Source organism: Vibrio chagasii, assembly GCA_041879415.1.
GTDB lineage: Bacteria > Pseudomonadota > Gammaproteobacteria > Enterobacterales > Vibrionaceae > Vibrio.
In genome coordinates this window covers 278,883-293,148 of sequence record CP090851.1, presented here as the reverse complement: position 1 = coordinate 293,148, position 14,266 = coordinate 278,883, and the positions used below count along the sequence as shown (strand labels likewise).

General features: G+C 44.6%; 10 protein-coding genes. 4 read left to right on the top strand and 6 right to left on the bottom strand.

The genetic code is table 11. The features are described from left to right. The first annotated feature begins 6 nt into the window (after positions 1-6). The 4 genes from L0991_01300 (at position 7) to xni (ending at position 6,468) form a co-directional block, all read left to right on the top strand. Positions 7-2,265 carry a tetratricopeptide repeat protein gene (locus tag L0991_01300; protein ID XGB62721.1) on the top strand — a complete coding sequence of 753 codons (2,259 nt, stop codon included), beginning with the start codon at positions 7-9 and terminating at the stop codon, positions 2,263-2,265. A gap of 118 nt (positions 2,266-2,383) precedes the next feature. Then, a complete protein-coding gene (locus tag L0991_01295) occupies positions 2,384-3,949 on the top strand; it encodes a diguanylate cyclase (GenBank protein ID XGB62720.1) in 1,566 nt (521 codons plus the stop codon). Positions 3,950-4,236: 287 nt separating this feature from the next. Beyond that, on the top strand, positions 4,237-5,601 hold the full coding sequence (gene ppnN / locus L0991_01290; GenBank protein ID XGB62719.1) for a nucleotide 5'-monophosphate nucleosidase PpnN: 1,365 nt from the start codon (positions 4,237-4,239) through the stop codon (positions 5,599-5,601). Positions 5,602-5,694: 93 nt separating this feature from the next. Next, on the top strand, positions 5,695-6,468 hold the full coding sequence (xni, locus tag L0991_01285) for a flap endonuclease Xni (protein XGB62718.1): 774 nt from the start codon (positions 5,695-5,697) through the stop codon (positions 6,466-6,468). A 110-nt stretch (positions 6,469-6,578) separates the two neighbouring features. On the opposite strand, the gene L0991_01280 is transcribed toward xni, so the two are convergent. The 6 genes from L0991_01280 to thiI all read right to left on the bottom strand — a co-directional run bounded on the left by L0991_01280 (position 6,579) and on the right by thiI (position 14,092). Next, entirely contained in the window at positions 6,579-8,609 is a 2,031-nt protein-coding gene (locus L0991_01280; GenBank protein XGB62717.1) for a TonB-dependent receptor, read from the bottom strand. 380 nt (positions 8,610-8,989) lie between these two features. Further along, positions 8,990-10,081, bottom strand: a complete 1,092-nt coding sequence (gene rlmM, locus L0991_01275) for a 23S rRNA (cytidine(2498)-2'-O)-methyltransferase RlmM (protein XGB62716.1) — start codon at positions 10,079-10,081, stop codon at positions 8,990-8,992. After that, complete coding sequence (locus L0991_01270; GenBank protein ID XGB62715.1) at positions 10,078-10,476, bottom strand: DUF423 domain-containing protein; 399 nt, start codon at positions 10,474-10,476, stop codon at positions 10,078-10,080. The genes rlmM and L0991_01270 overlap by 4 nt, the downstream gene beginning before the upstream one ends. Further along, positions 10,466-11,089, bottom strand: coding sequence for an alpha/beta fold hydrolase (locus L0991_01265; GenBank protein ID XGB62714.1), 624 nt, complete (start codon positions 11,087-11,089; stop codon positions 10,466-10,468). Before L0991_01265 ends, L0991_01270 begins: the two co-directional genes overlap by 11 nt. Next, complete coding sequence (locus L0991_01260) at positions 11,082-11,990, bottom strand: transcriptional regulator GcvA (GenBank protein ID XGB62713.1); 909 nt, start codon at positions 11,988-11,990, stop codon at positions 11,082-11,084. Before L0991_01260 ends, L0991_01265 begins: the two co-directional genes overlap by 8 nt. 653 nt (positions 11,991-12,643) lie before the next feature. Further along, positions 12,644-14,092 (bottom strand): tRNA 4-thiouridine(8) synthase ThiI, encoded by a 1,449-nt coding sequence (gene thiI, locus L0991_01255; GenBank protein XGB62712.1) that lies wholly within the window; start codon positions 14,090-14,092, stop codon positions 12,644-12,646. Positions 14,093-14,266: the final 174 nt, after the last annotated feature.

Here is a 14,266-nt window from a genome sequence, read left to right as displayed (position 1 = left end):
ACTGAAATGCGTTGGTTATACGTTGTTAGCCTATTTATTTTGAGCTTGAGCACCTCGGTGAATGCGTCGGTCTATTCTTCGGCACTACTCAACGAAGCCAATAACTTGGTTGAGATAGAACCAAGCCAAGCAAAAAAAATGGCCAACAGCTATCTGACGCTGCGTGTCCTTTCTGATCAGCGCGAGAAAAGCCCTTCAGCGATTTCTCGCGAAGAGACGGACTCTTCGATTCGTACCCCAAACAGCAGTATTGATGCTTACAAGATCTTAGCGAAAGCAGAGTACAACCTTGGCAATATTCGTATTGCGATCAAGCACATCGAAAAAGCCTCTGAACTCGCTAAAACCTACAAGCTCGACTACCTAAAGGTAGATCTTGAGATACTAAAAGTTCGCTTAGTTTGGCTCAATGACAGAAAGTCAGACAAAGCCAAAGCCGAACTCGAAACTATCGAAGCAAATTTAGAATCAGTCAGCAAAACCTTGCGTTTAACGGAAGGCATCACCTACCGCTTAATCATGTTGAAAGCAGACATTGCGTCATACGACAACAAGATCGATGAAGCGGAGAAGTACTACCAAGAAGCCAAGAATTACCTCGACCAACGTTATTCAGAAAAAGTATCCATCGACTACCACATTGCAGTCGGTGAGTTTTACCTGAACCATAAAGAGTACAATCACGCGCTGTCTGAATTGTTATATGGCTACTGGAAGTCAGTAGAAGGCAACCTAAGTGCACGCTTAGCAAAAGTTAACCGTCTATTGGCACAGCTGTTCTTTGAGCGCCAAGTGTTAGACAAAGCACTAGAGCACCTCTCTCAAGCCGCTGATTTCTATGACAACTTTGAAAATTCGCCAGTATTAGCTCAAGTGCTCAAGAAAATGGGTGATGTGTACTTCTACCAAGGTAAATACAACCTTGCCCTAGTGCATTTCTTCAATGTGTTAGACCACGAAAGTACTGACCGAGATATCTATCAAGTCATCGATATTCGCTTAAGTTTATCAGCGACTTACCTGCGCCTTTATAATTACCCTCTTGCAGAACAGTACCTCTCCCGTGCTCTTGAACTGCTCGAGTATACCGATATGCCAAAACTGGAAGGCCGTGCTGCGCTGCTATCGGCTGGGCTGGCTTACCACCTGCAAGAGAGCGAAGATGTTATCAAGCATGCAACACGTGCACTCGAGATCTCACGCCAAGTCGAGAACTCTCGCTTGTCACAACGCTCATACTACTTGCTCTCTTTGGGTTACGAACAAGCCGGTCGCCCGCAGCAGGCGCTCGCTAACCTCAAGCAATACAATAGCCTAGTCTCTTTAGAGCAACAAAAACTCAACCGTGTTGGTGAAGATGCATTCCGCCAACAGAAAGAGTTTGCCGAGCAGACCTTGCACTATGCAGGTCAAGCGCAAGAACTAGAGAAATACAAACTTGAACATCGCAAGTTCCAGAAGATCGCCTTCGCGCTATTCCTATTCAGTATTGTGCTGTTCTTCTTCGTGCTACGCCGAGGCTACATCATTCAAACCTTGGCCAAAGAAGTCGATTCACTGCGCACCGATCTCTTCACACACTCGCGTTCCAAGCTGCCTAACTTAAGAATGCTTAACGCCAAGCTGTCGAACTCTTTGGAGCAAACTAGCCAAACCTTTGAGCAATGGCAGATGGGTGAACTGATTCATGAACCGCTGAACGACCGTTTGCGCTTCGTGATGATTGATCTACCTTTCCTACGTAATATGTACACCCAGAATGGTTACAAAGCCGGCCTAGAGCTCGAAGATGCATTCGGTGAGTTCCTCAAATCGAAATTGGAAGGCCCATCTCGCGTTTACCATTTCTCGGATGCCAACCTGCTCTACATCGAACCGAATTCAGATCGCGATTCATCGCCTGAAGCCATGTTCAGAAAGATTCAAGATTGGGTGAATGAGTTCGAGACCGAACGTAATATCAATCGTACCGTTCGCATGGGTATCGCTGACTACCCATTCTTGCCACGTGCGTACACCGCGATAAACGATCAAGAGCTATTAGATGTACTATTGATGTCGACAAACCTAGCGCGTGAGATAAGTCTCAAAGAGCGCAGCAGCCAATGGGTATACCTCAAAGCCATCGACAATGCACCAGCCGCTAGCCTTGCAACAGGTAACATAAGAGAAGCCTGTAAACATGCGATTAATCAAGGGCTAATAAAAATACAATCCTCATACCAGAATGAGGACAACATCAAAAAAATGCTAAAAGATGACTGATTTGCGAGCGGTTAAGACTTGCAACTCGTGACCTTATTTTTAGTTTTGTTATTATCGATGTAACGGAATTTCATCAAAATGATCGAGTTCGATCTACGCGGCGCTATTTAATACATCTATGGGCATTCTTGAAAAAGACATTCAGGCGCAACTCCACCAGCTGAAATTTCAGTTGGAGCAAGTTCGTTTGACGCAAAGAGACACCTCGTTCAAATTTATTCGCGAACAGAAAGTTCTAAAGCGTATCGTCACATCGTTAAGCGACGCGTGCGTTGGCAGTAATAGCCATTTAGATGAAAACCTCATTGCCCTTAGGGAAGAGCTAGAAAAGCAAAAAGACATTAGCTCGATGATCCCAAAGCTGGCAGTACTTGAAAGGATGCTAAAGCAGAAAACGTTGGCTATGGATAAACAGAACGGATATCTGGACGATAGCATTAAGCACAGTGGGGAAACGCTGCAACGCATAACTGGTCTTCCAGCGCAGCTCAAGCGAGACCTACGAAACTTACTTAGCTTCTCCGAATGCAATGGCAGTCAAAAAGTCGACCATGCAATAAAGCTACTCGGTATTTATGAGCGTGCCATCAAGATTATGGCGAACAACTCACGCTCGCAGTTTGCTGACGCTGCACACTCTCCGGAACAAGAGCTCCTTTCCGACCTATCAAACGAATTACAACATCTGATTACTGAACTCGATTTTGAGGGAGAATCGGGTGACATGCTGACCGATATTCGCGCAAAGCTATTGCTTGGTGTTTCTACACAAAACCTGCTTGAGCTGACACTTCAGATCCTCAAACTGGTCATTGAAGGCACCACGCTCGAGCGTAAAAAGTCTGAACAGTTTATCGATCAACTCAACGCGTCACTTGCATCGAGCATCAAAACTGCAGACCAGAATACCGATCAAAGCCAAAGCTATTTTGAGCATCGCCAAGGTCTAAACTCAGAGCTGACAGAGCTAGTGAGTAAGAGCCAAAATTCTTTGGATAAAGCGAAGGATATTGAAAGCTTAAAGCAGTCGATCAGTCCCCTACTCAGTGAAATCGCCTCTCTCTCTGAAAGGTTGAATCACGCCGAGCAAAAAGAGCAAGCACTGATCGAACGAATGAGCTACGGAAAAACTCAGCTCGATTCACTGTATGAAGTAACTCAAGACTACCGCAAACGTCTAGAAGATCAGGCTCAGCGTATGCTACTTGATCCGCTAACGAAGGTTTACAACCGTACTGCTTTTACTGATCGTTTAGAGCTTGAGTACCGCCGTTGGATTCGTGCACAACACTCGCTACGTGTAGTGCTGCTTGATATCGACAACTTCAAGTCGATCAACGATAGCTTTGGTTACACAGCAGGCGATAAAGCTCTGAAAATCATCGCACGAACCATCACCAAAGAAACCAGCACCACTGATACTGTGGCTCGTTTTTCTGGTGAAGAGTTTGTCTTACTGCTCCCAGAGCAAACCGATGAATACTGCCATCAGGTGATACAAAACATTCAGACTCAAGTGAGCCGTTTACCATTTAAGTTCCGTGACCAACAAATCACGATAACTTTGTGTGCCGCAAGTACTCAGTTCAAAGAGTCAGATACACCAGAAGAAGTATTAGAGCGACTCAATAAAACTTTAAATAAGGCAAAACAGCGCGGTAGCAACCAACTTGTTTGGCACTAAGCGGCCTTAAATTTAATTTATTTCATTTTTTCAAATACTTATCACATACCAATTTCCTCAATGTTTGCTAAGCTAATGATTAACATTCGCTTAACAAGCATTCTTGGCAAGCAATGCCATATATTCGCTCTTGAGCAGTTTATATAATCCATTAAGCAACGCTGTCGTATTCGTTTCGTCTGGTTAACTCTCTCACCTTTAACCAAACACTTTCAACGTTTGCTTCTCACTCTCGAGCCAGAGGGTTACTTAACTGTCTCCCCTGCTCTTATCAACAAGGAGGCACTATGATCACTCATATCAGCCCTGCCGGTAGCATGGATTTACTCTCTCAACTTGAGGTTGAGCGTCTTAAGAAAACCGCGTCTAGTGATCTGTACCAACTGTATCGTAACTGTACGTTAGCGGTACTTAACTCGGGTAGTCATACCGACAACTCCAAGGAATTGCTCGATAAATACAAATCGTTCGATGTAGAAGTCGTACGCCGTGAGCGTGGTATTAAGCTCGAACTGAGTAACCCACCAGAGCATGCCTTTGTTGATGGCGAAATCATCAAGGGTATCCAAGAACACCTATTTTCAGTGCTGCGTGACATTGTGTATGTCAACATGCACCTAGCGGACAACCAGAGGCTTAACCTAACCAACGCCACTCATATTACTAACCTAGTGTTTGGTATTTTGAGAAACGCTGGAGCACTAACTCCGGGTATCGAACCGAACCTTATCGTGTGCTGGGGCGGCCACTCAATCAATGCCAGCGAATACCAATACACTCGTGAAGTGGGTAATGAACTAGGCTTGCGAGAACTCAACATCTGTACCGGTTGTGGACCGGGGGCGATGGAGGGCCCAATGAAGGGAGCAGCGATTGGTCACGCGAAACAGCGTTACACCGATCACCGTTACCTAGGTTTGACTGAACCATCAATCATCGCGGCTGAGCCACCAAACCCGATTGTAAATGAGCTAGTGATCATGCCAGATATCGAGAAGCGTCTTGAAGCGTTTGTTCGTATGGCACATGGCATCATTATCTTCCCTGGTGGTCCAGGTACTGCCGAAGAGCTGTTGTACATCTTAGGTATTATGATGCACCCGAATAACGCCGATCAGCCAATGCCGATTGTGTTAACGGGCTCAAAAGAGAGCGAAGCTTACTTCCGCTCGATCGATAAGTTTATTGGCGAGACATTAGGTCCAGAAGCACAAAAACATTATGAGATCGTGATTGATGACCCGGCTCGCGCCGCGAAAATCATGAAGCAAGCTATGCCGGACGTACGTTCTCACCGTAAAGAAACCGGCGATGCCTACAGCTATAACTGGTCACTGCATATTGAACCGGAGTTCCAACTGCCGTTCGATCCGACTCACGAATCGATGGCAGCACTCGACCTACATATGGACCAGAAAACAGAGAGCCTTGCGGCAAATCTGCGTAAAGCGTTCTCGGGTATTGTTGCGGGTAACGTCAAAGCAGAGGGTATTCTAGAGATAGAAAAACACGGCCCATTCATTATCGATGGTGACAAAGAGCTGATGACAAAAATGGATCAACTGCTGAATGACTTTGTTGAACAACATCGAATGAAGCTACCGGGCGGTACCGACTACGTACCTTGCTACAAAATCGCTTCAAGTGATTGAGGCGTTTACGTTACCAACGTTTCAACTCACTAACTGATACGTTACTATAAGGGGCTAGCAGCCCCTTTTTTATTGCCTATTTAGTGGAAACTTATGTCTATCCATCTTGTTATTATCGATGCTTTGAACCTCATCCGACGCGTGCACTCCGCTCAGCCGGATCCAACCGATATAGCAAGAACCATCACCACTACAACTCGCACTTTGAATAAGATTATTTCCGAGTCCAAGCCGACTCATATCATCGCCGTGTTTGATCATCACCTGCAAGACCGAGGCTGGCGCGCGGAAGTACTGCCTGCTTACAAGCAGAACCGTAAACCCATGCCAGAGCCGCTCATGCAAGGCCTTGATGCGATCCAACAAGCTTGGTGGGAATTAGGCATAGATTCGTTACTGTCCGATGGCGATGAAGCTGATGATTTAGTGGCAACGCTGGCTAAGAAGGTCGCAGACCATGGCGAGACCGTCACCATCATCTCTACAGACAAAGGCTACTGCCAACTGTTGTCGCCTACCCTGCAGATCCGTGATTATTTCCAACATCGCTGGTTAGATAAGCCCTTTATCGAGGCGGAGTTTGGTGTAAAACCAGAGCAGCTTGCAGATTACTGGGGATTAACCGGTGTAAGCTCTAGCCAAGTGCCAGGTATCCCTGGCGTGGGGCCGAAAGCGGCAAAAGAGATATTAACTTCGTACCCCGATATTGAAACTGCATACCAAGCGGAAGACTTACCGAAGAAATATCGTAAGAAGTTTGATGAACACATTGAGTCCGCTCGAGTGTGTAAGCAAGTCTCAGCTCTCAAAACAGACATAGATTTAGGTTTTAACCTACAAGATATTCGTTACGAAGCGAGCGCTTAGCTCTATATAGAAACCCTTTGTTATACGAAGTTCCAGATACAGAAAAGCCTTAGTCGATACTAAGGCTTTTTGTTATTTTGGCTGCCGCCTAACTGAACTTAATCGGATGATTAGAAGTTATAAGCGATAGAAGCTTTGAAGTTACGACCGGCTTCGTAGCTAGTGTACTTATCTGAGCCCCAAGAGATACCAAAGCCAGTATGCTCTGCGTATTTCTTATCAAGAATGTTATCGACACCGATGTTCATCTCTAGGTCTTTCGCAAACGTAGGTGTGTAAGCTGCCCAGATATTATGCGTAGCAAAACCAGCACGCTTCACTTGCTCACCATCTTCATCCGTGTAGTCATTACCCGGAACGAAGCGAGAGTCCCAACCAAACACAAACTCACTGTTTAGGCTGTAATTAAAGCCCGCTTTGAAGTTGTGAATGCCTGTTTTGCTCATGTGGCTTGTTTTGCCATTATCTAGATCTTTCTGGTCACCATCCGAGTAAGAGTGGTTAGCGTATACGCTTAGAGAGTCTAGTGCGTAGCTCAGTACCGTTTCTACACCCCACACTTCAACATCGTACTGGTTAGCCAGTGTTGTGTTGTTCTTAGTTGGGTGCATTTGATTATCTAGGTTGTAGGTGTAAGCCGTGAAACCTAGGATAGCGTAGTCCGCTGCCAGTAGACGTGTCAGCTCGTAATCAAAACCAGCCTCATAGTTATTACCCGTCATCGCCTTAGTATCAGACTGCTTAACATCTGCAGCTGCTTTCATTGTCAGAGTCTCTGGCAATGACGCGCCTTTAAATAGACGACCGTAACCTACACGAAGTTTTAGATTATCCGTGGTTTGGTATTCACCTTTAAATTTAGGAGACAACTGGTCGAAGTCGCCATCATAAACACCACCAAGTTTATGAACGTCGTAACGCAAACCTGTTGTTAAACGGAAGTCGCTAAACTCGTACATGTCTTGCAGGTAAAGACCGTAAGCTGTCACGGTACCGCCATCCATGCCGTACTTCTTAGTCTCACCTTGCTTAGAACCGCTTTGGTAAACACCGTCACCCGCATCAATCCACTGCTCTGCTTTATAGCCATCAAGACCGTAAGTTAGTTCATGCTCACCAACCCAAGAGATATTGCGAATGTCACCACCAATGGTTGTCACGTTGTATTCACGATCAGGGATAGCAATTGTGCCATCTTTAATCCATTTTCCGTTCGCGTCTTTATCCCAAGCCGTATCCACAAGCACATCGCGCTCCATGTACTGACGGTTGTAGTAGATATTAGTTTTTAGGTGTACTAAGTCACTACCTGCATCGTATTCATGTTGCAGAGTCACAGTATCGCGGTTAAGCGAGTGGTAGTTGTGTTCATCATCCGCATACAGAGCACCGGCCTTCTCACCAGAAAGCTGACGTTTACCGCCATCGTTGTATCGGTTGAAAGTCAGTTTAAATTCGTTAGCGTCATTCGGGATGAATACCACTTTCGCGACGCCAGACTTCAGTTCGCCTTGCTTAGACGTCACAGCTTCCTGATCTGGGATGTGCAGGTCACCATCTTCAGAGTAGTTTGCGATCCCCATGAATTGCAGCTTGTCGTTTACTTTTGCATACACAGCAACATTGGTTGCGAAACGTTCGTAAGCCGTTTGGTAGCTAGTTTTAACTCGAGCACCAATGCTTTCGCCTGGTTTAAGAAGGTCGCTTGGATCTTTTGTCTCGTAGCTAAATGAGCCGTTAATCGCACCAGAGCCAGACAGTGCAGAGTTACCGCCTAATTCAATTTCAGCACGCTTAAGCATCGCTGGGTCAATAGCCTGATCACCAGAGTGGTGGAACAGCTGACCTTCTTGACGTGCACCATCAATAGTCACCACGGCAAACTTGTCTTCCATACCACGTACATACACTTTGCGAGAGTAACGTGCGTTTCCGTCTACCGTTACGCTTGGCATAGTATTCAGAACGTCTTTAATGTCTGATGCTTGTTTCTTTTCAAGTGTGTCAGAGTTGATTTCAGTCTGAACAAGTTGATCAAGAGCTGAACCAATTACCACTACCGTTTCTTGTTCGTCGGCAGCAAGGGCTGTAAATGAAGTTAAGGCAACCGTAACGGCTACTGAAAGTGCTTTAAGTTTCATACTGTGTTTTTATATTTTATAGATTTAAGTCAGGGGGCGTGAATATTACACAAATTGAATGATAATTCTTATCATTTACATTCTTTACTTACGTTCACTTACTTTTCATAAAATAAATTTTGTTAAGATGCCCTCGCTGTAAAACTTACTTCGTTTTGCTGCTGAATCTTTGAATAAATCCTGCTTCGTATCACCCCTGAAGATAGGTAGCCGTAAGTCTCGATCACTTACGGCTTTTTTAATATTCGAATACTGAAATAGCCGACATTTCGACGATGTTGACTTCATTAACGTGCCTAAACCCAAACATTTGACGAATTTCAGATACAAAAAATGCCCCTTAAAGGAGCATTTTTATCACTGATATATCAACGCTAATATTAGTGCGGTGAGATGTTTGAAAGCGACTGAATATGAACGGTGATCTCTTCACGGTCATGATATAAGTGCTTCGCCTGCATCTTGAACTTCACTTTATTCTCAATCAGGAACAGTTTTAAGTTCTCAATATCTTGCAGAACTTCATCGTAACGGCCCTTCATTGGCAGTTTAAGGTTGAATAGTGCTTCTTTCGCCCAACCTTTGATGATCCACTCACCCATAAGGTGTGCAACGCGCGCTGGTTTTTCAACCATGTCACAGATGATCCAAGTGACGTTCTTACGGTCTGGTTCGAACTTAAAGCCATCCACCATGTGGTGTTTGATTTGACCAGTTTCCATCAGGCTGTCTGCCATCATGCCGTTATCGACACAGTGAACGAACATCGAGCGCTTAACCAATTGGTAAGTCCAACCACCTGGACAGGCACCTAAATCTACACCCCACATACCCGGAGCAAGACGCTCATCCCACTCATCACGAGGGATGAACACGTGGAACGCTTCTTCTAGCTTCAATGTAGAACGGCTTGGCGCATCTGAAGGGAACTTCAAACGAGGGATGCCCATAAAGAATTGTGAGTTGTTGGTTGGGTAAGAATAACCAACAAAACAGTGACCCGGTGCGATGAAGCATAAATGAAGCACAGGCTTCTTGGCGTTATCCTTAGCTGTCATCAGACCTTTGCCACGCATAGCTTGGCGCATTGGCACTGTAAACTTACGACAGAACTTCAGTAGCTCTTTTGCTTCGTTAGTATCTGGCGTTTCAATACGGATATCACCACAACGTGGGAAACCTTCTTTCTCAGAAAGCGCCTCAAGAATTGGAGAAATGCGGTCATCGGTTGGTAGACCTTTGATTTCAACCGCAACAGCTAGCATTTGACGAGCGAAGATCAATGATTGGAAGTCGATCTCTTTGATCAACTTGTCCGCTTCACCAGCTTGGTAACATTCAAACAATACGAAACCGGTATTGTTTTTTAAGCGAGGAAAACCAAACACTTCCAGTTGTGTTGCCTTGTCTTGAATTTCGCCAGCACATTCTTTTTCAAAACCAGAGCGACAATAAAGTAGTACGTGTTTCACTGAGTTACCTCTTTTATATTCAAAGCAGCGAAGGAGAAGACTCCCCAACCAATGATAAATAGTAGACCACCAAACGGAGTTATTGGGCCAAACCATTTTATTCCTGTCAGTGCCAACGCATACAGGCTGCCACTAAAACAAAGGATGCCGATGATAAAGCAAATTGCCGCAATGAAAAAATATTTTTGTGATTTAGCGCCAAGTTTCATCTGTAGCAGAGCACCACACGCGAGTATCGCTAACGTGTGAATAAACTGATACTGAACACCCGTTTCGAATACACCTAACAGGTACTCAGGCAAAATAGCTTTTAAACCGTGTGCAGCAAACGCGCCAAGCATCACCGCAATAGCGCCAGATAGACCAGCGAAGGTAAGTAGGTACTTACTTTTCATTAAGCACCTCTTTAATAAATACTGAGAGCTTTTCAACCGTTAATGCGATGTTCTGTTGCTCTGTATAACCAGAACTCTTGCGTGGTTTGAAGCTATGATCACCATCAGGAATAAACTCAACTCGAATAGAATCCGACAGGTCGAAATCAGCAAACTCTTCACGCTTACCAAAGGTATCGCGCTCGCCTTGAAGAATCAGACACGGCTTTTGCAAAGAAGCGAGGTGTTCACCTTTATAATTCTCTGGCTTACCCGGAGGATGAAAAGGGAAACCTAAACAAGCCATCGCTGCCACTTTATCCAACTCAGATAAGTGACTCGCCATGCGGCCTCCCATCGACTTACCACCAATCACAAGCTTGTCAGCATCAGTTTGCTCAATGATCTCTTGATAGGCTTCAAGCAGCTTAGGCGCTCTATCAGGTGGACGACGCTTACCATCTTCGGCACGCTTGATCATATAAGGGAAATTGAAACGAACCACTCGTATCCCTTTAAAGGCTAACCCTTTGGCTACCGACTGCATGAACTCATGATCCATACCAGCGCCCGCACCGTGCGCAAAAATAAAGGTGATCGGATTATCTTCACCATCAATAATGATGTTACTCATCAAGTAAGTCCTCTTGTTCACTTTGTGCTTTAGCCAGCATCCAATCACGGAAAGTAGCGATACGGCCCATGTCGGCTTGTTTCTCATGACACACAACATAGAAAGCATTCTTACTTACCAATACTTCATCAAACGGCGCAATCAAGCGACCCGCTTCAATTTCAGGTTGTGCGAGAACGTTGTTGCCCAATGCAATGCCTTGCCCGTGAGCTGCGGCTTGAAGCACCATGGTTGAGTGACTGAAGATCGGTCCATGGTTTACATTAACGCCATCAATGCCGTTTTGCTTCGCAAACTGTTTCCAATCTTTACGAGAGGTATCATGTAATAGCGTATGGCATGCTAAATCTTTTAGAGATTCTAATGGTTTTGTTCCCAGTAACACAGATGGAGAACAGAGAGGAACCAAGTACTCTTGATACAATTTATCGGCTCTCAAGCCCGGCCAGTTACCTCGACCATAGTAAATTGCAACATCCACATCATCCGTCAACGAACCTTCATCCATATCAACGGCCTTAATTCGAACATCGATATCAGGTTCTTGTTGGTTAAAGTCAGCAAGCCTTGGTACTAACCATTGAATCGCAAAACTTGGTGGCAAGCTGATGGTTAACGCGCCTTTCTCACTTCTCTCAAGCACCTTATCAGTGGCCTCAGCCAATGATGTAAATATATCTTTGATATCTAAGAAGTAGCTTTGCCCTTCTTCAGTAAGTAGCAAAGAACGGTTTCTTCGGCGAAAAAGCTTCAAAGACAGAAACTCTTCTAAAGCTTTTATCTGGTGACTAACCGCAGCTTGAGTAACAAACAACTCTTCAGCGGCACGCGTAAAACTCAGGTGTCGAGCCGCAGCTTCAAACACTCTTAGCGAGTTTAATGGGGGTAATCGACGAGACATAGTTACTCTCTAAATAAGCATTAGTTTTTTTTATCTGAAACATTATAATTTGTCCGTTGCCTAGCGGCTAGAGAAATTCTATATTTCATTCCGCAGCAGCTAGCCTGAACGGCTTGATTCTCTCTAGAATCAATTGGCTTAGCTCCTGCGATGTTGTGTTTGCAAACTCGTACTTTTCGAGTTGGGTAGAGTTCTACCAAATGTTTTGTTGCAGCTACGCGCTGAAACGAGGCATCTACTTCCTGTATTTATTTTGACCTGTCTGTCAAATTTGTTTACACCGCCTATTAGGCGGTGTTTTTTTATGCCCAAAGAAAAGTAACAACAAGTTTATCAATAGCTGTGCTAATTAATTCTTACTATTTCTTTACTCTACTCACAAAATGTAAAGCCTACTTACTTAAACAATCATGCGCATACAAAAGTAAGCATTTAATTGCACCTTTTGGTAACAACGCGAATGCTAACAGTGCAAACTAAAAATCGATTGATAACATCAGCTTGTTTGCCAACAAAAGACCATACGAGCAACACAGTGAAACAACTGTATCGATTACAGAATAACAATCAACCGATAAATAAAAAGCCGCTTACTTTTCAGTAAGCGGCTTTCTGTATCTGTTACAACCTAAGTCATGCTCTAAGCTACATGACTATGGGCGGTAAACCTTAACATTCTTGAAGCCCTGCTCTTGCAGGTAAAGCGCTTGCAGACGGCTCATAACACCACGGTCACAGTACAGTAAGTACTCTTTACCTTGGTCTAGGTCACCAAATTGCGTTGCTAGCTTGTAGAAAGGCAGGTGTTTTACATCAATGCCATCGATTTCTAATGGGTTTTCGTCTTCTTCGTCTGGGCTGCGGATATCAAGAACGATAGCGTGCTCAGCAACAGCTTGAACCTGCTCCACTTCTGGAGCTTGCTCTTGGCTCTCTTTCTCAATGTCACGGATATCCATAACACGAGCGTTCTCAATCACTTGCTCTAGAACTTCAAAGTTAAACTTAGCTTCTTCTGCTTCAAGTTTACCTTTCTTCGCTTTCACTGTTGGCTTCTTAGAGATAACACCACAGTATTCAGGCATTACTTTCGCGAAGTCTTCAGTGCCGATCTCGCGCGCAAGGTCGATGATGTCTTCTTTATCCCAGTTGATAAGTGGACGAAGGATCAGCGTATCCGTTACGTTATCAATGTGACGTAGGTTAGTTAGCGTTTGGCTTGATACCTGACCTAGTGCCTCACCAGTAACCAATGCTTCGATCTTGAACTTGTCAGCAACCATGCCACCAGCACGCATGAACATACGCTTAAGAACCACGCCCATTTGGCCGTCTTCTACGTTCTCAAGGATTTCAGCAACAACCGGTTCGAAATCAACAGAGATGAACTTCACTTTTGCCGAAGAACCGTACTTATTCCATAGGTAGTGAGCTACTTGCTTAACGCCAATCTCGTGCGCAGGACCGCCAAGGTTGAAGAAACAGTAGTGAACTTTAGAGCCACGTTTGATGTGTAGGTAGCTTGATACGCCAGAGTCAAAACCACCAGAGATCAAGCTCAGTAGGTCTTCTTGAGTACCTAGAGGGAAACCACCAAGGCCTTTGTGACGCGCCAGAACTTGGTTCAGTTTGTCATTAGCCACTTCAACTTTAACCGTTACTTCTGGATCTTTCAGCTTAACGCGTGCCGACTCAACCGCTTGGTTCAGACCGCCACCTACGTAACGCTCAAGCTCGATAGACGTGAACTCATGTTTACCACGACGCTTAGCACGAACAGAGAAAGTTTTACCTTCAATGTCAGCACGGCTGCGCTCTAAAACTTGCTCATAGATATCGTGCAAGTCTTTGAAATCTGACTGTTGTACTTCTAAAGAGTGGTGAATACCAGGAGTGTGAGTCAAAGCCTCTAACACTTCTGTGTAGTACTTATCACTCTCAGACGTCACTTCGATATGGTCACGACGGTTAAATACCGCAACACCTTCACAGCGACGCTGAATAACGTTACGAATGTTGCACTCTAGAATCCTTGTGAAGCGCTTACGCACCGATTCACTTTTTACAAAAATTTCCGGATGGGGCTTAACAATAAATTTCATAGTACGTTCACAACATTAATGTTCAAAATTTTAAAAGGCTCTTCGCCAAGTAAATTGGAGAATTTACGCAGCACTTGAAGCAAGAGTAGATCATATCTAAATCTAAGGGCGCGAATTATACATGAGAAAGTGAAACAAGGAAAAGAGTGCTTGCTTTGGCACCAGTAATAAATA